The organism is Streptomyces blastmyceticus, assembly GCF_039521185.1.
Taxonomy (GTDB): Bacteria; Actinomycetota; Actinomycetes; order Streptomycetales; family Streptomycetaceae; genus Streptomyces; species Streptomyces blastmyceticus.
The window spans coordinates 881269-904441 of sequence record NZ_BAAABW010000026.1; the positions used below are offsets into that span (position 1 = coordinate 881269).

Sequence of the window (23173 nt, forward strand, 5' to 3'; positions counted from 1 at the left end):
CACGCCTCCACACCCCTTCACGGAAAGGCCGAACATCGTGAACAACCCCTGGGACGACACCGAGGGCACCTTCCTCGTGCTGGTCAACGACGAGGGACAGCACTCCTTATGGCCGTCCTTCACCACTGTCCCCGCCGGGTGGACGGCCGTCCGCGGCCCCGCCACCCGGCAGGAGTGCCTCGCCTACGTCGAGGAGAACTGGACCGACATGCGGCCCAAGAGCCTCGTCGAGCACCAGTCGCGGCTCTCGGAGGTGCGGTCCGCATGAAGGACGAACGCGCGCCCCTCAGCTACCCGTTCAACGAAGCGGTCGCCCTGGACGTCGACCCGCTCTACGCGAAGCTGCGCGCCGAGGAACCCGTCGTACGGGTCAGCTGCCCTTTCGGCGAAGACGCCTGGCTGGTCACCTCGCACGCGGACATGAAGACGATCCTCGCGGACCCCCGGTTCAGCCGGGCGCTGGCCGCCGAGCACGACGAGTCCCGCCTGACCCCGCTGCCCATCCACACCAGCATCCTGGGCATGGACTCCCCCGACCACACCCGGCTGCGCCGGCTCCTGGCCAAGGTCTTCACCATGCGCCGGGTCGAGCTGCTGCGCCCGCGCATCGAGCAGGAGGCCGACCGGCTGATCGACGCGCTGATCGCCGAGGGCCCACCGGGCGACCTCATGGAGGGCTTCGCGGTGCCCTTCGCGGGCACCGTCGTGTGCGACCTGCTCGGCGTGCCCTTCGAGGACCGGGAGCAGTTCCGCGGCTGGCTGGACGCCTTCTCCGCCACGACGGTGATGACGGAGGAGGAGATCGAGGCGGACACCGAGCGGCTGCACGGCTATATCGCGCAGCTGATGGTGCGCAGGCGCGCGGAGCCGCAGGACGACCTCATCAGCGCCATGGTCAAGGCCAGCGACGAGGAGGAGAAGCTCTCCGAGAAGGAGCTCGTGGAGCTGGCGAGCGTGCTGCTGATCGCCGGGCACGAGACGGTCTCCTCCCAGCTGATCGACTCCCTGCACGTGCTGTTCACCCACCCCGAACAGCTCCGGCTGCTCAAGGACAGGCCCGAGCTGATGCCCGGGACGGTCGAGGAGCTGATGCGCTTCGTACCGCTCATTTCCCATGTGACCTTCGCGCGCTATGCCACGGAGGACGTCGAACTGAGCGGGACGCTGGTGCGCGCGGGCGAATCCGTACTGCCCGCGATTCCGTCCGCGAACCGCGATGAATCGGTCTTCGAGAATGCCGACCGGTTCGACCTCACGCGGGAGCACAATCCGCATCTGGGATTCGGTTACGGAATCCACCGCTGCCTGGGCGCGCCGCTCGCCCGGCTGGAAATGCAGGTGGCGCTGGATTCGCTGCTGCGGCGGCTTCCCGAGCTGCGGTGCGCGGTTCCGGCGGAATCGCTGGAATGGAAGGACGGCATGCAGGTGCGGAGCCTGCTGGAGCTGCCGGTCCTCTGGTGACGCCAGGGTAGAAGCAGGGGAAAGAGGGGGCCTCCTCGCCGGCGCGAGGAGGCCCCTTTTCGTTCATGTGCCTCAGGCGAGGCGCCAGTCGGGGGCCGTGGGGCTGCTGTCCCGGGTGGCGCCCGGGTCGCGGCTGACCACCGGGCCGAGGGCCGCGTCGATCGCGGCCATGACGTCGGCCTCCAGGCGGATCCCGGCCGCCTTGGCGTTGTCGGCGATCTGCTCGGGGCGGGAGGCACCGATCACCGCGGAGGCGACGTTCGGGTGCTGGAGCACCCAGGCGAGGGAGAGTTGAGCGATCGTCAGACCGAGGCCGTCGGCGACGGGCCGCAACTGCTGGACGCGGGCGAGGACATCGTCCTTGAGCCAGGGCGCCAGCACGGGCGAGCCGTCGTTGGAGTCCCGGGCCCGGGACTCCTGCGGCCACTGCCGCCCCGGCAGATACTTCCCGGTCAGGACGCCCTGGGCCAGTGGCGACCAGACGATCTGGCCGACGCCCAGCTCCTCGCAGGCGGGCATGATCTCGCCCTCGGGCACCCGCCACAGCGCGGAGTACTGCGGCTGGCTGGAGATCAGCGAGATGCGCAGCTCCCGGGCCAGGGCGTGCCCGCGCCTGAGCTGGTCGGCGGTCCACTCGGAGACCCCGATGTAGTGCGCCTTGCCCGCGTGGACCACGTCGGCGAACGCCTCCATGGTCTCCTCCAGCGGGGTGGAGGGGTCGAAGCGGTGGGCCTGATAGACGTCGACGTGGTCCGTGTCCAGCCGGCGCAGGGAGTTGTCGATGGACTCACGGATGTGTTTGCGGGAGAGGCCGAGGTCGTTGCGGCCCGGGCCGGTGGGCGCGAAGACCTTGGTGAGGATCTCCAGCCCTTCCCGGCGCTCGCCTTTCAGCGCCCTGCCGAGGGATTCCTCGGCGAGGCCGTCCGCATAGACGTCCGCGGTGTCGAAGGTGGTGATTCCGGCGTCGAGCGCGGCCCGCACACAGGCGAGTTCCGTCTCCTCACTTCTCGAAGAACTCCGGGTCAGCCAGTTGCCGTAGGCGACCCGGCTGACTATCAGTCCGCTGCGTCCCAGGTGACGGAAATCCATGAGCCCACATTAGCAACGGAGTTGATCCCGTCCGGTGGGAACGGGAATTCACGGATGGTGCGCTCCGGCGCCCGGCAGCAGCGTCCCCGGCTCGGCGTCGGCGACCTCGACGGCCTCGGTCTTGGGGCTGCGGCGCTGCCGTCTGGCGGCCCAGTGGGCGAGCCAGGAGAGGATCATGCACATCCCGATGTAGATCGGCGAGATGATCATGACGACCGGGATGAACGGGAGCCCGTAGTCGAGATTGCTGGCGATCAGCTTGCCCGCGTGCAGGAACTCCTCGTAGGTGATGAGGAAGCCCAGCGAGGTGTCCTTCAGGGCCACGACCAGCTGGCTGATGATCGTCGGCAGCATCGCCCGGAGGGCCTGCGGGACCAGCACGAAGGTCATCACCTGGGTCTTGTGCATGCCCAGGGAGTACGCCGCCTCCCGCTGGCCGCGCTCCACGGAGTTCACGCCCGTGCGGAAGACCTCCGCGAGCACCGAGCCGTTGTAGAGCGTCAGTCCGGTGACGAGGGCGGGCAGCGGCTGCACCTTGAGGGCGACGAAGACGAAGAAGATCATGACCAGCACCGGCATCGCGCGGAAGAACTCCACGAGCAGGGTGGCGATCCAGCGCACCGGCCGGTGCTCGGAGAGCCGGGCCGTGGCGAGCACCCCGCCGAGGGCCAGGGAGAGCACGGCGGCGAAGGCGAAGGCCTTCAGGGTGTTGCCGAGGCCGCGCAGCAGCAGTTCCTGGATGCCCTTGTAGGTGAAGGGATCCCACTTCTGCGCCGTGAACTGGTGGGTGTCGAAGAGGAGATACACGAACCAGGCGAGGAGGCCGAGGATCACGGCGGTCGCCGCGACGCCGTAGATCAGGTGCCGCCGCCGGGCCTGCGGCCCGGGGACGTCGTAGAGCGCGGTCGTGGTCATCGGGCGACTCCCCAGCGCTTCTCCAGCACGTTGAAGAGCGCGCTGATGGTCAGGGTCACGATCAGATAGCCGACGGCGATCCAGACGAAGGACCAGATGATGCTGTAGCCCAGCTCGTTGAGGGTCTTGTAGGTGCCGAGCAGCTCGGTGACGCTGAACGAACCGGCGATCGCGGAGTTCTTGGCGAGCGCGATGAGCGTCGAGCCGACCGGCGGGATGACGGAGCGGAACGCCTGCGGCAGCACGATGGCGCCCAGCGTCTGCGTGAAGGTCATCCCGAGGCTGCGGGCGGCCTCGCCCTGGCCGGTCGGCACGGTATTGATGCCGGAGCGCACGGCCTCGCAGATGAAGGCCGAGGTGTAGCAGCCGAGGGCGAGAACTGCGAAGAGCTGGAAGGGCAGGACGACGCCGAACCGCGGCAGGCCGAGCAGCACCGCGAAGAACAGCAGGGTGAGCGGGGTGTTGCGCAGCACCGCCACCCACACCGTGCCGAGGACGCGCAGCGAGCCGACGGGGGCGACGCGGAAGGAGGCCATCACGAAGCCGAGGACGAGCGCGAGCAGGGAGGCGTAGACGGTGAGTTCGACGGTGCCGAGCAGCCCCTTGCCGTAGAGGGACCAGTTGTCGGTCAGGACGTTCATGACGGGCTCCCGTAGCGGTCGACGGCCGGGGGCTTGGGGGCCGGCACCCCGGACAGGCCGAGGGTCGCGTCGTACGCCTTCTTCCAGTCGCCGTTCTTCTCGTGCGCCTCGATGGCGTCGTCGAGGGCGAAGCGCAGGGCGTTGTCCCCGCGGGGCACGCCGATGCCGTAGGGCTCCTTGGAGAACGGCTTCCCGGCGATCCTCAGCTCGTCGGGCGCCTTGGCGGCGAAGCCCATGAGGATGGTGTCGTCGGTGGTGACGGCGTCCACCTGGAGGCTGAGGAGGTTGTCCACGCAGATCGAGTAGGTGTCGTAGGCGACGGCGATGGCCTTGGGGTAGTCGCGCTGGATGCGCTGGAGCGGTGTGGAACCGGCCGCGGAGCAGACCTTCTTGCCGGCCAGGTCCTGCGGCCCCTCGATGCCCTTCTCGTCCTTGCGCACCAGCAGCGACTGCCCGGCGATGTAGTAGGGCCCGGCGAAGCCGACCTGCCGTTTGCGTAGGTCGTTGATGGTGTAGGTGCCGACGTAGTAGTCGATCTGGCCGTTCTGGAGGGCGGTTTCGCGGTTGGCGGAGGCGATGGTGCGGAAGCGAATGGTCTTCGGGTCGAAGCCCAGGGAGGCCGACATCATCTTGGCGATCTCGATGTCGTAGCCGGAGTAGACGCCGGTCGCGGGGTCCTTCTCGCCGAGGTAGGGCTGGTCCTCCTTGGCGCCGACGACGAGGTGGCCGCGGCTCTTCGCGGCCCGCCAGGTGGCGGAGTCGGGCAGCCGGAAGCCGGTGTCCACGTGGTAGACGGGCAGCTGGTCGGGCTTGGGCCCCTTGACGGGCGGGCTGCCCTCCTTGCCGCAGGCTGCGGCGAGCAGGGCGAGGGCGGCGAGGGCGAGGGCCGCGGCAGCGCGGCGCGTACGGCTCGGCATCGGCGCGTTCACCAGCCCTCTCAGTGCTTGAGGATCTTGGAGAGGAAGTCCTTGGCCCGGTCGCTCTCGGGGGCGGTGAAGAACTCCTCCGGGGTGCGGTCCTCGACGATGCGGCCGTCCGCCATGAAGACGACGCGGTTGGCGGCGGAGCGCGCGAAGCCCATCTCGTGGGTGACGACGACCATCGTCATGCCGTCCCGCGCGAGCTGCTGCATGACCTCCAGCACCTCATTGATCATCTCCGGGTCGAGCGCCGACGTCGGCTCGTCGAAGAGGAGCGCCTTGGGGTCCATCGCGAGGGCGCGGGCGATGGCCACCCGCTGCTGCTGGCCGCCGGAGAGCTGGGCGGGGTACTTCTCGGCGTGGGCGAGCAGGCCGACGCGCTCCAGCAGTTCGCGGGAGCGCTTGTCCGCCTCCTCCTTGCCGCGCTTGCGGACCTTGATCTGGGCCAGGGAGACATTGGCGAGCACGGTCTTGTGGGCGAAGAGGTTGAAGGACTGGAAGACCATCCCGACCTCGGCGCGCAGCCGGGCCAGCTCCCGGCCCTCGTCGGGCAGCGGGTGGCCGTCGAGGGTGATGGTGCCGGACTCCACGGGTTCGAGGCGGTTGATGGTCCGGCAGAGGGTGGACTTCCCGGAGCCCGAGGGGCCGATGACCACGACCACCTCGCCCCGGCCGACGGTCAGGTCGATGTCCTTGAGGACGTGCAGCTTCCCGTAGTGCTTGTTGACGTTCCGCAGTTCGATCAGAGGATCGACGGCCATACCCAGCCCTCTCGCTGTCCCGCGCTGGACACACGCTGTCGGCGCACATTACCGCCCTTGCGGGCGGTTTGCCGGAATAACACCCGCATGTGGGTGTTTCACCCGGAGCCGCGCCCCGGCCCCCGCCGGGTCGCCGACCGCCGTGGCCTAGGTACGCAGACCGGCCTGGGTACCTAGCCTGTACACCGTCGGAGGGCACCAGGGGGAAGGAGCCGACGGTGGGCGACAGCAGGCCCGTCTACCAGCGCATCGCGGACGATCTGCGCCGCCGCATCGACGAGGGCGGGCTCGCCGTGGGGGACCGCATCCCCTCGCGGTCCGAGCTCAAGCGCGCGTACGCGGCCAGCGACCAGACCGTGGACCGCGCGGTGCGCGTCCTGAAGGCCGCGGGGTATGCGGAGGGCCAGTTCGGGCGGGGGGTCTTCGTCACCGACCGGGTGCCGCTCGGCAGCCTGCTGCGCTCGACCGGCGCGGTCGACTCCCCGTTCGCCGCCCGGATGACGGCCCGGGACACGGCCCTGACCTGGGAGGCGTCGTCCAGCGAGGCGGCCGCCTCGGACCGGGTCGCCGAGCGGCTGCGGATCGGGCCGGGCGAGCGGGTGCTGTGCACGCAGTACGAGTACCTCGCCAACCGCCACCCCGTGCAGCTCGCCACCAGCTGGGAGCCGCTCGCCATCACCGAGGGCACCGACGTGGTGCTGCCCGAGCGCGGGCCCTACGCCCGGCGCGGCGTGCGCGGCAGGCTGGCGGCCATCGGCATCCGGGTCGTGCGGGCACAGGAGCTGGTCGGCTCGCGCCCGGCGACGACACCGGAGGCGGAGGCGCTCGGCTGCGCGGCCGGGCAGTGCGTCACCGTCATCGAGCGCACCCACTTCGACGGGGACGGCCGGGCGGTGGAGACCTCCGACATCGTCGTCCGCGCCGACCGCTGGCGGCTGGAGTACGACATCCCCTTCGTCAACTGAAGCCCCGCGGCGGGGCCGTCAGTTCTCCGCCAGCTCTCCGTAGAGCTGGGACAGCTCGGGAGCGCCGTCGGCCGCCCAGCCCTGGCCCGCCTCGACCACGTCGATCTCCCGCCCGTTGGCGAGCCGGACGACCGGCTGGCCGTCGGAGCGGATCCACCAGCCCGCCCCCTCGACCGTGCGCACGACGACCGTGCCCAGATACAGCCCCGCGTCGTTGCCCAGCCACGGCAGCAGCTCGGGGTCCTCGCGCCAGCGCGGCTGGAGCTGGTCCAGCGCCTCCAGGGACGTCGGCGAGTCGTCGAGGGCGACCCCCGCCGACTGCGCGTGCGCGCGCAGCAGTTCGCATTCCGACAGCAGCTCGGCCAGGCCCTCCGGGTCCCTGTCGACCGCGTCCGCCAGCGCCACCCCGTGCGCCGGGGCGTGCCGCTTGCGCCAACTGTCCAAGAAGGGAATGTTCATACCGGCAAGGATCGCACTCGCACGGATGGCCTCACCACAGGCGCGCGGCGCCCGACGTGGCCGGTTGGCCTCCTTGACGTTCCCCAGGTGTCTCCTTAGCTTCATCCCGCCACATTCAGAGCGGGGAACGCTGGGAGGCATGACTCACATGCTCCGGACATCGAGGCTCGGCGGGGTACGGCACAGACGGTGGACGGCGGCCGGGGTCGTCGCGGCGGGCGCCGTCTGCGCCATTGCCGCAGCGAACACCCCGGCGCTCGCCGACACCGCGCAGCGCGAAAGAGAGCCGCTCCCTCTGGAGCGGCTCTTCGACAACACGGCGACGGGCGGGAACACCCGGCCGGGCGACGCCGACTTCGACGACGCGGGCAACGCCCTGTCGGCCCAGGACCTTTCCGCCGCCGGCTGGAGTCCGGGCCGCACCCTCACCATCGACCGCTCCGTGCTCCACTGGCCGCGCTCCGCCGCAGGTCAGCCGGACAACGTACGGGCCGCGGGCCAGAGCGTGCGGCTCCGCGGCAGCGGGGAGGCGCTCTCCTTCCTCGTCGCGGGCACCACCGAGGGCGCGCCGGGCGGGGACGTCACCGGCACGGGGACTATCCGTTACAGCGACGGCTCCCGCAGCACCTACCGGCTGACCGCGCCCGACTGGCGGCGCGGCCCCCTGACGACGAAGGCCGTCGGACTCCCCCATCTGAACACCCCCACGGGCCAACGGGCGGAGACCGCGCGGCTGTACGCGGTGACGGTGCCGGTCGCGCGCGGCCGCGAGGTCGAGTCGGTCGTGCTGCCGCAGGAGCCGGGGCGGAACACCGCGCTGCACGTGTTCTCGATGGCGTTGCGGGGTCCCACGAACGGGTGGACCGGCAGTTGGGCTGCTTCACCTTCGGGTTACGCCGCGGTGGGACCGTGGACCGACCGGACGCTGCGGCTGGTCGTGCACGGCAGCGCGGGCGGGCCGCGGACCAGGATCCGGCTGGAGAACACTTTCGCGCCGCGCCCGGTCCGCATCGGGCACGCCACGGTGGCCCTCCAGGGGCGCGGCGCGGCGGCGGCCGGCCCGCCCCGGGCGCTGACCTTCGACGGGCGGCCCGGTACGGAACTGCCCGCGGGCGCCCAGCAGTTCAGCGACCCGCTGGGGTTCCGGGTGCCCGAGGGCGCCGACCTGCTGGTGAGCATCCACCTGCCGGGCACGGTCCGGGCGCTGCCCGTGCACAGCTACACCAACTCGATGTCCTATCTGACGGCCGACGGAGCCGGTGACCGCACTGGCGAGCGCGGCGCGGGCGCGTACTCCGCGAAGCTCGACTCCTGGCCGCTGCTGACGGGCGTGGACGTCGGTGACGGGGCGGGGTCCGTGGTGACGCTCGGGGACTCGATCACCGACGGCGAGCGGTCGACGCCGGGCGCCAACGGGCGCTGGCCGGACCTGCTGGGGCGGCGGCTGCGCGGCCAGCACTCGGTGCCGAAGTTCGGGGTGCTCAACGAGGGCATCTCCGGCAACCAGGTCGTGACCGACCGCTATCCGGGCGACAACACGAGCACGATCCTGAGCGGGGTCAGCGCGGGCCACCGGCTGGAGCGCGACGTCCTGGCGCAGACCTCGGCCCGTACGGTCGTCGTCTTCGAGGGGGTCAACGACATCCGGGCGGGCACCACAGCCGCGCAGGTGATCCCGGCGCTGCGGGCCATGGCGGCGCGGGCGCACGAGCGCGGCATGCGGTTCGTCGCCGCGACCATCGCGCCCTGCGGCGGCTTCTACGACTGCACGGCGAACGCCGAGGCGCAGCGCACCGCCATCAACCGGCACATCCGGGCGAACGGCGGGGCGTACGACGCGGTGCTCGACTTCGACGCCGCGATCCGCGACCCCCGGCAGCCCGACCGGATGCTGCCGGCCTTCGACGGCGGCGACCACCTGCACCCCAATGACGCCGGGATGCGGGCCTTCGCCGACTCGGTCGACCTGCGCAAGCTGATCTGACGCGCCGCGCGGGGCGGGGCGCCCGGACCTCAGATCTCCAGGTCGACGACGACCGGGGCATGGTCCGAGGCGCCCTTGCCCTTGCGCTCCTCTCGGTCGACATAGGCGTCCTTGAACGCCTCGCCGAAGGGGGCGTTGCCGTAGACGAGGTCGATGCGCATGCCCTTGTTCTTGGGGAAGGAGAGCTGGCGGTAGTCCCAGTACGTGTACGGGTGGTCGTACTTCAGGGGGCGGGGCACGACGTCGGACAGGCCGATGTCGCGCAGGGCGGCCAGAGCGGCGCGCTCGGCGGGGGTGACGTGCGTGGCCCCCTCGAAGACCGCGGGGTCGAAGACGTCCTCGTCGGTCGGCGCGATGTTGAAGTCGCCGAGCACCGCGAACGGCCGCTGCGCTTCGGCGTCCGCGGCGACGGCGTCGCGCAGCGCCTCCAGCCAGCGCAGCTTGTACGCGTAGTGGTCGTGGCCCACCTCGCGGCCGTTGGGCACATAGACCGACCAGAGGCGGGCGCCCCCGCAGGTCGCGGAGATCGCCCGGGGCTCCTGCGCTCCGTCGTAGTCGGGGCCGCCGGGCAGGCCGCTGGCCACGTCCTCCAGGCCGACGCGGGAGAGCAGGGCCACCCCGTTCCACCGGCCGGTGGCGTTGACCGCGGCCTCATAGCCGAGCTCGCGGAGCTCGTCGAAGGGGAAGGCGTCCTCCGCGCACTTCGTCTCCTGTATGCACAGCACGTCCGTGCCGCTGCTCTCCAGCCAGGCCAGCAGCCGCGGGAGACGGGCGGTGATCGAGTTCACGTTCCAGGTGGCGATGCGCATGGGCCAACCCTAACGGCCGGGTGTGACAGTGTCAGAGCGTGACGGTCTCGCCGGGCGCGAGCCGGGTGTGGTCCGTGCCCACGCCGGGCCCGTCGGGACCGAGCATCCGGTCGTAGACCGGCCGGGCCAGGTCGGTGAGCAGCGCGTCGTGGATGTCGATGGCGCGCCGCGGGTTGACCTCTCGCAGGTAGTCGATGACTTCGGAGACCTTGTTCCACGGGGCCATGACCGGGACCATCAGGGTGTCGACGGGCCGGCCGGGCACGGTGAGCGCGTCCCCGGGGTGGAAGACCGAACCGTCCACGAGGTAGCCCACGTTGGTGATGCGCGCGATGTCCGGGTGGATCACGGCGTGCAGCTGCCCGTGCACCTCCACCTCGAATCCGGCCGCGGTGAAGGTGTCCCCCTCGCCGATAGTGTGCACCCGGCCGGGGAAGGCCGCCGAGACCTGCTCGGCGACGCTGCGCAGCGTCCACAGCTCGGCCGCCGGGTTGGCGTCCAGGGCGGCCCGCAGCCGGTCCTCGTGGAAGTGGTCGGGGTGCTCGTGGGTGATGAGGATCGCGTCCGCGCCGACGGCCGCGTCCTCCTCGCTGAAGGCACCGGGATCGATGACGAGCGTGCGCCCGTCCTTCTCCAGACGGACGCACGCGTGGCTCTTCTTCGTCAGCTTCATGATCCCCATACTGCTACGCCACACTGCTACGCCGCGCTACGCGGGAGGAGCCGATTCCTCCGCGATGACGCGTCGCGCGACCTGGAAGGCGGCGCCCGCGGCGGGGACACCGCAGTAGACGGCGGTGTGCAGAAGCGTTTCCTTGATGTCGTCCGGGGTGAGGCCGCAACGCAGCGCAGCGCGCGTGTGCACAGCGAGGTCGTCGAGGTGCCCGCCCGCGGTGAGGGCGGTCAGGGTGATCAGGGCACGGGTCCGGCGGTCGAGCCCGGGCCGGTCCCAGGCCCCGCCCCACGCGTAGCGGGTGACGAAGTCCTCGTAGTCGCCGGTGAGCTCGTCCTTGGCCGCTTCGGCGGCGTCCACGTGGGCGTCGCCCAGGACCTCGCGCCGGATCCGCATGCCGCGCCCGTACGGGTCCGGGTCCGGGTGGTCCGGACCCGGGGCGGCCGCGCCGGCGGCTTCCGGCTCCAGGACGGGCGGCGGCCCGAACCCGCCGGTCACAGGCGGTACGGGCGCGGGGGCGCCGGCACCCGGCGTGACGGCGGACTGCTGGACGGGCGGGAACCCGTACCCCGAGACGGGGCCCGGCAGGTGGCCGGGGGCCTCACCCGGGGCGTGGCCCGAACCCGGGGGCCGGCCGAAGCTCTGCCCCGGGGCGTGGCCCACGACGTGATCGGCCACGGCATGATCGGCCACCGCGCCCGGCATCTGTCCCGCGGTCCGCCCCTCCACCTGCCCGGGCACCACGCCCGGACCGTTCCCGGGAAAGCCCGGCCCGTGACCGGCCGACCGACCCGGATCCGAGCCCGGAGCGTGACCGGACCCCGGCCCCGGAACCGACAGCCGGTGGTCCCCGGCCTGGCCCGATGCCACGCCCGCCTCCGAGCCGTGCCCCGGGAAGCCCGGCGCGTGACCGGCCGAGGGTCCCGGCTGCGGCGCCGGGGCGGGACCCGGCGGCAGACCACCGGGGCCGGTGGCCCGGCCCGGCAGGTGGCCGAAGGCCCCGCCCGCGGCGCTGCCTGGGGCCTGGCCCGGCGCCGCACCCGCGTGCCCCGTCTCCGAACCCGGCGCGGGGCCGAACGCCTGCCCCGGCATGGGGCCCTGCGCGGGTGATGCGGTCCGGTTCGGCGGCGTCGGTGAGGTGACCGGGGTCAGGCCCTGCTGCGTGGACAGCTGCCAGGCCGTCGTGAAGTGGCGGACCAGCAGGTCCGTGACGGCCGCGGGTGCCTCGACCGGTGCGAGGTGGGACGCGCCGGGGACGACCGCGAGCCGCGCGTCGTGGATGCCCGCGACCAGGACCCGGGCGTCGGCGGGCGGCGTCACCTGGTCCTCCGCACCGACGAGCACCAGCGCGGGCACGCCGATCCGGCCCAGCTCGGCGCGCACGTCGAAGGCGGCCAGCGCATCACAGGCGGCGACGTAGCAGCCGGGGTCGGTGGTGCTGACCATCTGCACGGCCCAGTCCACGATGGCGGGCTGGGCGGCCGCGAAGTTCGGGGTGAACCAGCTCTCCGGCGCCGACCGGGCGATGGGGTCCATACCGCTCGTACGGACGGTGTTGCCGCGCTGGTGCCAGGAATCGGCCGTGCCGGAGCGGGCGGAGGCGGCGATCAGGGCGAGCGCGGCGAGCCGGTGCGGGTGGCGCAGAGCGAGGTCGGCACCCATCGCGCCGCCGATGGAGCAGCCCGCGTACCCGAAGCGGTCGACACCGAGGCCGTCGAGCGTGGCGAGAAGCCGGTCGGTGAGCTCCCCGACGGCCGGTGCGGGCTCGGCGGGCGCGCCGCCGTGACCGGGCAGATCGAAGCGGAGGACCCGCCAGTGGCGGGTCAGCTCCGGTATCTGCCGGTCCCACATATGCCATGTGGTACCCAGCGCGGGCCCCAGGACCAGGACCGGAGCGTCTTCTGGCCCGTCGGAGCGGTATTGCAGGGTTTCAGCCTTCGTCTTACTCACCCCCTCACGCTCCCACATCTCACAGATCTCACCGACAGGGGTCCGGGCCCCCACCCAGGCCACCCCAGGCTTCCGCCGCCGGACGAAGAACATCCATCCCCGGCTTCACGTACCGCTTCTTCGTCGTCCGGTGCGGGCCGAATCCCTCGCCGCTCCAAGTGAGGGGAACGTTTGACGAGGCCGGCGCCTCCTGACACAGCGACTGGACCCGACCACTCACCGACCCGACCGCTCACCGGGAGTCGCCATGTCGAACACCACGCCGCCGATGCCGGAACTGGCAGGCGTCAGTCATCACCACATCGAGGCGCGGGGGGTGCGGCTGCACATCGCCGAAGCCGGCTCGGGAGAACCGGTGCTCCTGCTGCACGGGTTCCCCCAGCACTGGTACGGCTGGCGGCGGCTGATCCCGCTGCTGTCCGGGGAATACCGGCTGATCTGCGTCGACCTGAGGGGATTCGGCTGGTCCGACGCCCCGACCCGGGGCTACGACACCGACAGCCGGGTGGCCGACGTGCTCGCCGTGATGGACGCCCTCGGCCTGGAGCGGGCCGCGCTCCTCGCCCACGACTGGGGCGCCTGGACAGGCTTCCACCTCTGCATGCGAGCACCTGAGAGGTTCACCCACTTCCTCGCCCTCAACATGCTCCATCCCTGGCCGCTTCACCGGAGGCTGATGCCGCACGCATGGCGGTTCTGGTACACCGCACTGTTGGAGCAGCCCCTGCTCGGCCGCTGGGTGCTGCACCACCGGCCGGCCTTCACCCGCTATCTCATGCGCAAGGGCGTCGCGCGGAAGGGCGCGTGGGAGCCGTCCGCGATGGCCGAGTTCCTCCGCTCCAGCAGCGAACCCGCGCGGGCGCGGGCGGGGGAAGCCCTGCACCGGGCGTTCGCACTGCGGGACATCGCCAAACTGGTCCTGGGCCGGTTCAAGAAGCTCCGGCTCACCACACCGACAGTGGTCATGGCGGGTGCCGAGGACTTCATGCTGCCGCCGAGCGTCCTGTCGGGCGGCGAGCGGCACGCGGACGACCTGCGGATCGAAGTGGTCGCCGAGTGCGGGCACTACCTCCACGAGGAACGCCCCGACCTGGTGGCGAAGGCCGCTCGCGAGCTGTTCTCCCGCTCTCGCTGAACACCCTCCGGCCCGTTTCCCGTGGCACCGTGCGCCCACGGGAAACGGGCCGGGCCGTTGCTACGGAATCGCCTGATCCGCAAAAAAGTCGAAACCCCGCGGAGTATGTGGACCGGGTACCGGCTCTTATCTGGTGTCGGTTGCCTCCGATCGATCGGTGAGCACCCGGTCTCCCACGAATCTCCATGACAGGGCCGCGTTTTCGCTGCCCGAAAGCAATGGCAGACCGAGCAGAGGGAATACGAATGCCCGACATGACCGCGCTGAATCTCGGCGTGTTGCCCCGACCCACCGCATCGCTTGGGGTGCTGCCGGCCGTCGCCGCCGAGAAATTCCCCGACACGCCGTTCCTCAGCGATACGCCGTGGCGCACCTACGACGGTCCGGTACGCAATTTCGCCGAATTCGCCCTGGCAGTCGACGACTACGCCGACCGGCTCTGGGCGGCGGGAATCCGCCGGGGCGACGTCGTGGCGGTCGTCCAGCGCAATCACATCGAGGTCGAGGCCGTGATGTGCGCGCTCGGCAAGGTCGGCGCGCTCCCCGCCCTGCTGTCCTCGGCCATGGAAACCGGTGAACTCCTCGAGTGTTTCGCACGCTTGGAGAATCCATATCTGCTCGTCGATTCCTTCGGCCTCTCCCGACTCGTCGACTCCCGGCGCACGCTGCGTGCACTGACCCGCAACGTGCTGTGTTTCGAGACGACCGACGAGAAGTGGGTGGTGCCGGTCCAGGACCGAATGCGGCACATCACCGACCCCCGCGACGAGGACGACTGGTTCGTCATCACGCACTCATCGGGGACCACCGGCGCCCCGAAGCTGGCGGCGCACTCCACCCGGTCGCTGTTCGGCATGGTCGCCCCGATGATCATGATATTCCGGGACCAGTACTCCACGAACGACCTGAACGCCAAGCACCTGTCGTTCGTGCACGCCCGCACCTGTGCAGGCACCCTGGCCTCCCTGGAGACCGCGATGCCCGCACTGGCCATCGCCGACCCGGACCCGGCGCACGTCAAGCGGCTGTTGCTGACCCACCGCCCGACCTCCGTCGAGACGCACCCGAACGTCTACATCCAGTGGGAGTCGCTCGCCGCCGACCCGGACCGCCCCTTCCAGCACGTCGAGCGGTTCATCAGCACCTTCGACGCGATGCACCCACGCACCGTGCGCGCCCTGCTGGGCGCGTCGGAGCAGCCCGGCGCCCACTACTTCCAGGCGTACGGGCAGACCGAGTCGGGCCCGATCTGCCTGCGCATCGTGACCCGTGAGGAGGCCGCGGACTACTCGCCGCGCAACGTCGGCCACCCCGGCGGCGGCATGGAGATCCGCATCGTCGACGAGCACGGCACCCCGCAGCCCGCGGGTACGCCCGGCACCATCGAGACCCGGTCGCCCGGCCGCATGCGCGGCTACGTGGGCGGCGACCCCATGCCGCCGGAGGACGCCTGGTGGCCCATGGGTGACATCGGCCGACTGCTCGACGACGGTTCCCTCGAACTGCTCGACCGCGTCGTCGAACACGTCGACGCCGTCGACAGCCTCCTGGAGAAGGAGGACCACCTCCTGGAGGCACTCCCCGAGCTCGTCGAGCTGGTCCTGGTCAAGGCCGGGGAAACCGACGAGGACACCGACGGCCGACTCTTCGCCGTCGCCTGCCCCCGCCCGGGCACGCTGCCCGACCCCGAACGGTTCCGCGCCGTGGCCGCCGAGGTCGGACTGCCCGACCTCCAGGTCCGCTTCTGGGACTGGGAGGCCATGCCCGTCACGGGCTCGTACAAGGTCCGCCGCTCCGTGCTCCGCCGCAAGCTCGCCAACCGCATCCAGCGCACGCACACACCCGACAAGGAGGCGTGAACGACATGGTCCACCTGTGGCGCCTGCTCTCCGAGTCCGTCCACGACGGCACTCTGCTCCACACTCCGTCGCGCAGGGAGGAACCGGTCTCCGGGCCCGCGCTCCTCGCCCGTGCAGAGCGCACCGCCGGGCACATCCTGGCTCTCTGCGACGGTCGCGCACCCCGTCGAGTCGGGCTGCTCATGGGCAACGGCGAGCCCTGGGTGCGCGGCCTGCTCGCCCTCCTCCGGCTCGACGCCGCGGCGGTGCCCCTGGCCCTGCCCGTGGCGTTCGGCGGAGCCGACGCCTACGCCGCGCACATCCAACGGCTCGCGGCCGATGCCTCCCTAGACGCCCTGCTCACCGACGGCAGCGTCGGGGGGCGGATCGTCTCCCGGGTCGCCGCCGCCGTGCCACACCTGCCGGTCATCGACATCGCCGAGCCCCCGCACCAGACCCCGCAGCTCCCGCCGACGCGCGGCGGCGGCGACGCGCCCGCGGTCATCCAGTACACCTCGGGCAGCACCTCCGCGCCCAAGGGAGTGGTGGTCAGCCACGACAACGTCGCCGCGGGGCTCGACGCCATCCAGGCCGGCACCCGCTGGAGCCCGCGGGACAGCCTCGGCCAATGGCTCCCGCTCTTCCACGACATGGGCCTGTTCACGATGCTCGCCTCGCTCAGGCAGGGCACCCCGGTCACCCTGTGGCAGCCGGGGGACTTCGTCCGCCGCCCCATGCAGTGGCTCGGCGAGTTCGCCGCCTCCCGTTCGACGATCCTGCCGGCCCCCAACTTCTTCTACGACTACCTCGTCGCGGCCGCCGCCAAGGGCATCCCCGACGACCTCGACCTCTCCGCCTGGCGGTACGGCGGCAACGGATCCGAGCCGGTGCGCCTGAGCAGCCTGGAGGCGTTCCACGAGACCTTCGCCCCGTACGGCCTGCGCTCCCACGTCGTACAGCCCAACTACGGGCTCGCGGAAGCCACGCTCATCGTCAGCACCGGCGTCCCGCGGTCCCCCCACCGCGGTCTCCTCGTGGACCGCGCCAGCCTGTCCGTGGGCGAGCGGGTCAGGGAGGTCCGCACAGCGGGCCCGGCCGTGCGCACCGTCGTCTCGTGCGGCCCGCCGGTGACCGGGATCGCGCTCAGGATCGGTGACGCCGACGGCACCCCGCTCGACGACGGGGTCGTGGGCGAGGTGCAGATCGGCGGGGCGCCGGTCTCCTCCGGATACCTCGGACTGCCCTCCGAACAGCAGCCCTTCACCCCCGACGGGATGCTGCGCACCGGAGACATCGGCTTCGTGCGCGACGGCGAGCTCTACGTCATGGGCCGGCTGAAGGCCATGGCCGTCGTCCGGGGCCAGAACTACTACGCCGAGGACGTCGAGGAAATCGTCAAAGCCACCCCGGGCGTCGACCGCAGGCACTGCGCCGCCTTCGCCTGGGACGAGGACGGACAGGAGCGGATGGTCGTGGTCTGGGAGACGAAGCTCGAAGCGGACGGCGCCGCCGCCGTCGGCGAGGCCATCCGCCGCCGGCTCGCCGAACACCTGGGACTGGGCGCGGTCGAGACCGTCGCCGTCTCCCCGCAGGTTCTCCCCTTCACCAGCTCCGGAAAGGTCAAGCGCTCCGGCGCGGCCGAGCTCTACCGACAGATGGACCACCCCGTTACCGCATCGGAAGGACACCACCAGTGAACGCGATCGAGACCTTGGACATCGTCGTACGGGCCCTGGCCGTCGAGGCGGGCGTCCCCGAACGCTCCATCGACACCGGCAAGCCCCTCTCCGCCGTCCCCGGCATCGAGTCGGTCAAGGCGCTGCGCGCGATCACCTCGATCGAGGACCAGTGCGCGGTGGTCATCCCCGACGACTTCCTCTTCGAGACCGCGACCGTGCGCGAACTCGCCGAGTTCGTGTCCTCTCTGGAGCGGGAGGACCACGCCGCATGAGCGTCAGCACCGCTGTGCCCGACGCGCTCCTCCGAGCGCTCGGCCGGTTCACGGTCGTCCCCCGGGACATCGCCCGGTACGAGACGGACACGGTGACCGCCGCCCAGGCGCTGCGCACCGATCCGGACCACGTGGCGCGGCTCGCGGCCGAAGGGCTGCCGCACGTGTCCGACCCCGACCGCGGCCCCCTGTTCGACTACGACGACCTGATGAACGTCGGAATGTTCTGCGGCACCGGACAGACCGTGCCCGAGCTGGGACTGCGCTTCCTCATGAGGTTCGCGGCCGCCCCGCGCGCCGGCTGGTACGAGCCCAGGGCATGGGCAGTCGGCGTCCGCCCCTTCCGCAGGGTCGGCGGCGAGCCGGAGGACACCGCCGACGAGCGGACCACCGTGCTGCCCGAAGTGACCGTGCGGGTGCCCGACCTGTCCGCACCCGGCGTGCAGTTGCTCTCCGAGGAGACCTTCGACGACCCCTTGCGGGCCGACGGCTACGAGGCGGTGATCCGTCTCACCGGGGCCGACCGGACCGTGCGCGACCCGCGGATCCACGCCGTGTGGAACGAGGTCGTCGAGGCCCTGACGACGCGCCGGGTCACCTATCAGACGGTGCCCGAAGCGCTGCGCACCGACCACCACCGGGCCTGGCGGCTCGGCGTCGTGGACTGCGTGGTGGCCTCTCGGCTGCTTACCGACCGCCTGCGCGCTGCCGGCTTCCAGGCCACGGCCCGACGCGGCTACCTGCTCGGCCTCTTCGGCAGCGACCACGCCTGGTGCGAAGTCATCGAGGACGGGGTGCACAAGTCGCTGGACCCCGTGTTCGCGTTCGTGGCCACGGTCGGCGACGAGCGCGGCGTCGCCGAGTCCCCCGAATTCGCCGCGGCCTGCTTCGGCAGCCGGTTCAACCGGCTGCTCCCGTGCCGCACGGACAGCGCCGATCCCCTCGTGTACTTCGACGGGGACGCCGCCCCCTACTGGGCCATGGCCGGCGTGGGCGCCCGCCCTTGGAGGAACTCATGACCCTCGCTCGGTCCTTCGTCCGGGACAGCCTGGACCACCCCGGTCTGCTCGACCGTGTCGGCGATGACGAGATCCTCGCGCAAGCGGGCGTCAACTCGGGCGAGTTGATCCGGCTCGCCCTGCGCCTCGAGGAGCACCTCGGCAGACCGCTCGACGACGAGGAACTGTTCGCCCTGACGTCGATCCGCGCGATCGCCGACCTGATCGGGAACGAGGCAGCCTGAGATGTGGCTCGGACACGTCGTGCGCCGTGGACTCGACCAGCGGCCGGACGCCCTCGCCCTGCGCGACGTCCGCCGCGACGTCAGCTGGCGGGGACTGCACCGGGACGTCACGGCCCTCGCGGCCCGGCTGCGGTCCGCCGCGGGGCCGGGCAACAGGGTCCTCGTCCTGAGCGACAACAGGGTCGAGGTCATCGAGACCTATCTGGCCTGTGCCGCGGCCGGCCTGGTGGCCGTGCCGGTCAATCCGGCGCTCACCGACCCGGAGCTCACCGCGATCGTGGAGTCGGCCGAGCCCGCCGCCGCAGTGGCCGATACCGCCGGCCTGGCCCGCGTCGAACGCCTCCTGCCCGGGCTCCCGCTGACGGACGTGGCCGAGGTCGCCGAGCTCCCGGACCCGGGAGACGAGCCGGCCGGGGAGCGGGGCGGCTCCCTAACCGACCCCGTCATGATCCTGCACACCTCCGCGACGACCGGACGGGCCAAGGGCGTCGTCGTCGACCAGCGCTCCTTGCAGACCAACGCGCTGTCCTGGCTGGCGGACGTACGGCCGGAGCCGGGCACCACCTTTCTCAACGCCGGGCCGCTGTTCCACGGCAGCGTGGTCATCGCCCTCGACCACCTCGCCGCGGGCGGCACCGTCTGCGTGCTCGAGCGATTCACCCCACAAGGCGCTCTGGCGGCGCTCCAGCGGTGGAAGATCGAGCACGCCTTCCTCGTCCCCTCCATGGTGCGGCTGCTCCTCGCCGCCAAGGGCCTCGCCACCACCGACCTGCGGGCCCTGCGACTGCTGCTGCACGGCGCCGCCCCGATGCCCGGGCAACTGGCGCGCGAGGCGCGGGAGCGCCTGGGCACCGAACTCCAGGCGGTCTTCGGGATCACGGAGGGTGGGGGCCCCGTGCTCACCCTGGCACCGGGCGTGCCGGCCGGCGAGCCGCCGGTCCCCGGCGCGGTCTGCGTCGGACGGCCGATGCTCGGAGCCGCGCTGCGCATCGTCGACCGCGAGGGCGACGATGCCGCCCCCGGCACCGTCGGAGAGCTGCACGTCACCGGCGACGGCCTGATGCAGGGCTACTGGAAGCTCCCCGAGGCCACGGCGGAGGTGCTGCGCGACGGCTGGCTCAACACCCACGACCTGGGCTGCCTCGACGAGGCGGGCCGGGTGTGGGTCGTCGACCGGCGCAACGATCTGATCCTGCGCGGCGGGCAGAACGTCTACCCCGTCGAGATCGAGCACGTACTGCGCCAGTCCCCACAGGTCGCCGATGTGGCGGTGGTGCCCCTGCACTCGGAGCTCTGGGGGCAGACGCCCGTGGCGTTCGTCCAGCCCGAGACGCCCGACGGCTTCGACGAGGCCGAACTGCTCGACCGATGCGTCGAGGGTCTCGCCTCGTACAAGCGGCCCAGCCACTTCCTGCCCCTGGAACACATCCCGCGCAACCCGGCCGGCAAGGTACTGCGCCCACACCTGCGTGACCTGGCCGCCCGGCTCATCACCGAGGGGAAGGACACCCCATGACCACGACCGACTACTCGCGGCCGGAAGTCCTCACCGCGCTGGCCGGCAGGTGGGCCGTGCCCCTCGGCGGCGACGCCGTCATCGAGTGGGACTACGACCGGCGCAACGACAAGCTGGTCCGGCTCTACCAGCAGGGCAAGCAACGGCAGTGGGACATGGACGAGCGGCTCGACTGGGACCACGAGGTGGACCCCGGCGACCCGCTCGGCCTCCCCGACGACTTCATATCCATCGCCGGCTCGCCCCTGTGGGACCGGCTGCCCGAGAGCGAGCGGCGCACCGTCCGGCGGCACAGCAGCGGCTGGCTGTACTCGCAGTTCCTGCACTCCGAGCAGGCCGCCCTCGTCGCCGTGGGCAAGATCCTGCTCACCGTGAACGGTCTGGACTCCAAGCTGTACGCGGCCACCCAGATGATGGACGAGGCACGCCACGTCGAAGGGTTCAACCGTTTCCTGCACACCAAGATCGGTCTGCGCTACGGCCTCTCGCCGTCGATCGCCGCCATGTTCGAGCACGCCATGCGCGAACCCCGCTGGGACTTCGGCGTGCTCGCGGCCCACATCCTCGTCGAGAACATGGGCCTGGCCACCTTCGGGGTGCACCGCGAGCGGCTGCGGGACCCGCTGGCCCGGGCGTTCAGCGCCTACGTGGCCCGGGACGAGGCACGCCACGTCGCCTTCGGCCGGCTTCTGCTGCGCGAGCACTACCCCCAGCTGAGCGACGCAGAGCTCAAGGAGCGCGAGGACTTCGTCGTCGAGGGCTGCTGGGCGCTGCGCGACCGGTACGTCGACGACGAGATCTGGCACACCCTCGGGTACGGCGAGGAGGCCGTCGCGGCGTCCCGTCGCTCACCCGCCAAGCGGGAGTTCCGCCGCCTGGTCTTCATGCGGATCGTCCCCGGTCTCAAAGAGATAGGCATGTTCGGGCCGCGGGTGCAGGAAGCGCTGCGGAAGATGGGCGTCCTCGGGTTCCACTCGGTCGACGAGGCCGCGCTGCGCGCGCTGGACGACAAGGCGGCCGTCGACGCGCTGACCCGGCGCGAACTGGAGCACCGGCGCCGCGACATCGACTCGGTGGTGGAGCTCGGCCGCCCGGCCGACGCCACCTGAACCGCACCCGCCGCCCGGCTCCCGTCCCCAGCCGGGCGGCGGGCCCCGTGCCGCCAGGCACGGCAGCCGCCTCGGGACAACACCCTCCCGTCCATGGACAAGCGGAGAAGCCACCATGCTCGAAACCCCTCTGCCCCCTGCCCGGCCCAGCCGGCTGCGCGGCCTCGCGGCGCCCGACGCCGACACCCCGGGCCGCCGGCTCCTGACAGGCCTGGCCGACGGCACGGCGCCCAGCCCACCGGCCGCACGCTCCCTCGCCCTCCCTCCCGCGACATCGTGGGAGCCGGGCCTGATCCGTTGCGAGACGGAGTTCGACGCGTCGCTCACGCTCACGCCGGGAGTGGTCTTCGGGGGCTGGATCGCCTGCCTGGTCGACCACTTCGCCGGCCTGGTGATGCTGTCCGCCCTCCCCGACCGGGCCGGATTCCTGACCGCCGGGCTGCACGTGGACTATCACCTGCCCCTGGTCCCCGGCCCCGTCGCGATCGAGACCGGGCTCGTCAGCAGTTCGAGCCGGCGCGCCGTCGCCGAGGTGCGCTTCGAGCAGGGCGGCCGGCTTGCCTGCACGGGCACCGTCGAGCAGATCCTCCACCGCGCCGGGAGCGGCCGTGCGTGACACCGGACTCACCGCGGAACACATCGCGTTCCGGGACCTGGTACGCGACTTCCTGGAGCGCGAGGTCGTTCCCTTCCATGCCGAGTGGGAACGTGCCGGCCTCGTCGACCGCCGGGTGTGGCGCACCGCCGGCAAGCTCGGACTGCTCGGCATCGACGTGCCCGAGGAATACGGCGGCGGCGGGGTGCGGGACTTCCGCTACCAGGTCCTCATCAGCGAAGAGATCATGCGGGTCGGCGCCACCGGCATCGGCTTCGCACTTCACAACGATGTCGTCGCCCCCTATCTTCTCGAACTCGCCACCGACGAGCAGAAGCGGCGCTGGCTCCCCGGCTTCTGTTCGGGAGAGCTGATCACCGCCATCGCGATGACGGAACCCGACGCCGGCAGCGACCTGCAGGCCATCCGCACCACCGCCCGCCGGGACGGGGACGCCTACGTGCTGAACGGTGCCAAGACGTTCATCACCAACGGCATCCACGCCGACCTCGTGCTCGTCGTCGCGAGGACCGGCTCCGGCCGGGGCTCCCGGGGGCTGAGCCTGTTCATGGTCGAGCGCGGCATGCCAGGGTTCGAGCGGGGCCGCAAGCTGGAAAAGATCGGCATGGCGGCGCAGGACACCGCGGAGCTGTTCTTCCACGATGTCCGGGTCCCCGCCGACAACCTGCTCGGACGCCCCGGCCGAGGCTTCCTGTACCTGGCCGGCAACCTGCCGCAGGAACGGCTCGGCATCGCGGCGTACGCGGTGGCCGCGGCGGAGACGGCGTTCGCCCAGACACTGGAGCACTGCAGGACGCGCACCGCCTTCGGCCACCCGATCGGAGCCTTCCAGCACGTCCGCTTCGAACTGGCCGAGATGGCCACCGAGCTGGACGTGGCCCGCACCTACGTCGACCAGGCCGTCGCCGAGCACAACGCGGGCCGCCTGCACGCCGTCGGAGCCGCCAAGGCCAAGTGGTGGGCCACCGACGTCCAGCGTCGAGTCCTCGACCGGTGCCTCCAACTCCACGGCGGCTACGGCTACATGCGCGAGACGCCGGTGGCGAGGGCGTTCGTCGACAACCGGGTGCACCCGATCTACGGCGGCACCAACGAGGTCATGAAGGAGATCATCGGCCGTGACCTCGGCGTCTAGCCC

The 23173-nt window shown here is 71.6% G+C and carries 23 protein-coding genes and 1 pseudogene; 14 read left to right on the forward strand and 10 right to left on the reverse strand.

Features of this window, described 5'->3' with window-relative positions:
• Positions 1-37: 37 nt before the first annotated feature.
• Positions 38-268 (forward strand): MbtH family protein, encoded by a 231-nt coding sequence (locus tag ABD269_RS26270; protein ID WP_301891479.1) that lies wholly within the window; start codon positions 38-40, stop codon positions 266-268.
• A complete protein-coding gene (locus ABD269_RS26275; RefSeq protein WP_301891480.1) occupies positions 265-1461 on the forward strand; it encodes a cytochrome P450 in 1197 nt (398 codons plus the stop codon). Before ABD269_RS26270 ends, ABD269_RS26275 begins: the two co-directional genes overlap by 4 nt.
• A 72-nt stretch (positions 1462-1533) precedes the next feature.
• On the opposite strand, the gene ABD269_RS26280 is transcribed toward ABD269_RS26275, so the two are convergent.
• The 5 genes from ABD269_RS26280 to ABD269_RS26300 are packed head-to-tail and all read right to left on the reverse strand — an operon-like array spanning position 1534 to position 5787.
• The gene (locus tag ABD269_RS26280) at positions 1534-2550 is read right to left on the reverse strand and encodes an aldo/keto reductase family protein (RefSeq protein WP_344121654.1); all 1017 of its coding nucleotides are present in this window, start codon (positions 2548-2550) and stop codon (positions 1534-1536) included.
• Between the two features lie 48 nt (positions 2551-2598).
• Positions 2599-3465, reverse strand: coding sequence for an amino acid ABC transporter permease (locus ABD269_RS26285; RefSeq protein ID WP_344121656.1), 867 nt, complete (start codon positions 3463-3465; stop codon positions 2599-2601).
• Positions 3462-4106 carry an amino acid ABC transporter permease gene (locus tag ABD269_RS26290; protein WP_301891483.1) on the reverse strand — a complete coding sequence of 215 codons (645 nt, stop codon included), beginning with the start codon at positions 4104-4106 and terminating at the stop codon, positions 3462-3464. The genes ABD269_RS26285 and ABD269_RS26290 overlap by 4 nt, the downstream gene beginning before the upstream one ends.
• Positions 4103-5023, reverse strand: a complete 921-nt coding sequence (locus ABD269_RS26295; RefSeq protein WP_344122083.1) for a glutamate ABC transporter substrate-binding protein — start codon at positions 5021-5023, stop codon at positions 4103-4105. Before ABD269_RS26295 ends, ABD269_RS26290 begins: the two co-directional genes overlap by 4 nt.
• 20 nt (positions 5024-5043) lie before the next feature.
• Positions 5044-5787: an amino acid ABC transporter ATP-binding protein gene (locus ABD269_RS26300; RefSeq protein ID WP_344121659.1), complete on the reverse strand. Its 744-nt coding sequence runs from the start codon at positions 5785-5787 to the stop codon at positions 5044-5046.
• Positions 5788-6005: 218 nt separating this feature from the next.
• Between ABD269_RS26300 and ABD269_RS26305 the strand changes: the two genes are divergently transcribed.
• Positions 6006-6752, forward strand: a complete 747-nt coding sequence (locus tag ABD269_RS26305; protein WP_301891485.1) for a GntR family transcriptional regulator — start codon at positions 6006-6008, stop codon at positions 6750-6752.
• Positions 6753-6770: 18 nt separating this feature from the next.
• On the opposite strand, the gene ABD269_RS26310 is transcribed toward ABD269_RS26305, so the two are convergent.
• The gene (locus tag ABD269_RS26310; protein ID WP_116214559.1) at positions 6771-7211 is read right to left on the reverse strand and encodes a DUF6278 family protein; all 441 of its coding nucleotides are present in this window, start codon (positions 7209-7211) and stop codon (positions 6771-6773) included.
• 148 nt (positions 7212-7359) lie between these two features.
• Between ABD269_RS26310 and ABD269_RS26315 the strand changes: the two genes are divergently transcribed.
• A complete protein-coding gene (locus ABD269_RS26315) occupies positions 7360-9195 on the forward strand; it encodes an SGNH/GDSL hydrolase family protein (protein ID WP_344122085.1) in 1836 nt (611 codons plus the stop codon).
• 29 nt (positions 9196-9224) lie between these two features.
• Here the strand turns inward: ABD269_RS26315 and ABD269_RS26320 are convergent, their stop codons facing one another.
• The 4 genes and pseudogenes from ABD269_RS26320 to ABD269_RS26335 all read right to left on the reverse strand — a co-directional run.
• The gene (locus tag ABD269_RS26320) at positions 9225-10004 is read right to left on the reverse strand and encodes an exodeoxyribonuclease III (RefSeq protein ID WP_344121662.1); all 780 of its coding nucleotides are present in this window, start codon (positions 10002-10004) and stop codon (positions 9225-9227) included.
• A 31-nt stretch (positions 10005-10035) separates the two neighbouring features.
• A complete protein-coding gene (locus ABD269_RS26325; protein ID WP_301891487.1) occupies positions 10036-10677 on the reverse strand; it encodes an MBL fold metallo-hydrolase in 642 nt (213 codons plus the stop codon).
• Positions 10678-10713: 36 nt separating this feature from the next.
• Entirely contained in the window at positions 10714-11769 is a 1056-nt protein-coding gene (locus tag ABD269_RS35430) for a carboxymuconolactone decarboxylase family protein (RefSeq protein ID WP_425572991.1), read from the reverse strand.
• A 78-nt stretch (positions 11770-11847) separates the two neighbouring features.
• Positions 11848-12645, reverse strand: a pseudogene (locus ABD269_RS26335) (alpha/beta fold hydrolase); the annotation flags it as partial.
• Between the two features lie 229 nt (positions 12646-12874).
• Between ABD269_RS26335 and ABD269_RS26340 the strand changes: the two are divergent.
• The 10 genes from ABD269_RS26340 to ABD269_RS26385 all read left to right on the forward strand — a co-directional run bounded on the left by ABD269_RS26340 (position 12875) and on the right by ABD269_RS26385 (position 23170).
• On the forward strand, positions 12875-13762 hold the full coding sequence (locus ABD269_RS26340) for an alpha/beta fold hydrolase (protein ID WP_344121665.1): 888 nt from the start codon (positions 12875-12877) through the stop codon (positions 13760-13762).
• Between the two features lie 254 nt (positions 13763-14016).
• Complete coding sequence (locus ABD269_RS26345) at positions 14017-15621, forward strand: class I adenylate-forming enzyme family protein (protein ID WP_344121667.1); 1605 nt, start codon at positions 14017-14019, stop codon at positions 15619-15621.
• 5 nt (positions 15622-15626) lie between these two features.
• Positions 15627-17297 (forward strand): AMP-binding protein, encoded by a 1671-nt coding sequence (locus ABD269_RS26350; protein WP_344122087.1) that lies wholly within the window; start codon positions 15627-15629, stop codon positions 17295-17297.
• Positions 17294-17551: an acyl carrier protein gene (locus ABD269_RS26355; RefSeq protein WP_344121668.1), complete on the forward strand. Its 258-nt coding sequence runs from the start codon at positions 17294-17296 to the stop codon at positions 17549-17551. The genes ABD269_RS26350 and ABD269_RS26355 overlap by 4 nt, the downstream gene beginning before the upstream one ends.
• A complete protein-coding gene (locus ABD269_RS26360; RefSeq protein ID WP_344121670.1) occupies positions 17548-18570 on the forward strand; it encodes a hypothetical protein in 1023 nt (340 codons plus the stop codon). The genes ABD269_RS26355 and ABD269_RS26360 overlap by 4 nt, the downstream gene beginning before the upstream one ends.
• On the forward strand, positions 18567-18794 hold the full coding sequence (locus ABD269_RS26365) for an acyl carrier protein (protein ID WP_344121672.1): 228 nt from the start codon (positions 18567-18569) through the stop codon (positions 18792-18794). The genes ABD269_RS26360 and ABD269_RS26365 overlap by 4 nt, the downstream gene beginning before the upstream one ends.
• A 1-nt stretch (position 18795) precedes the next feature.
• Positions 18796-20310, forward strand: coding sequence for a class I adenylate-forming enzyme family protein (locus tag ABD269_RS26370; protein WP_344121674.1), 1515 nt, complete (start codon positions 18796-18798; stop codon positions 20308-20310).
• Positions 20307-21419, forward strand: a complete 1113-nt coding sequence (locus ABD269_RS26375) for a diiron oxygenase (RefSeq protein ID WP_344121676.1) — start codon at positions 20307-20309, stop codon at positions 21417-21419. Before ABD269_RS26370 ends, ABD269_RS26375 begins: the two co-directional genes overlap by 4 nt.
• 115 nt (positions 21420-21534) lie before the next feature.
• Positions 21535-22035: a PaaI family thioesterase gene (locus ABD269_RS26380; protein WP_344121678.1), complete on the forward strand. Its 501-nt coding sequence runs from the start codon at positions 21535-21537 to the stop codon at positions 22033-22035.
• A complete protein-coding gene (locus tag ABD269_RS26385) occupies positions 22028-23170 on the forward strand; it encodes an acyl-CoA dehydrogenase family protein (protein ID WP_344121680.1) in 1143 nt (380 codons plus the stop codon). The genes ABD269_RS26380 and ABD269_RS26385 overlap by 8 nt, the downstream gene beginning before the upstream one ends.
• The last annotated feature ends 3 nt before the right edge of the window (positions 23171-23173 follow it).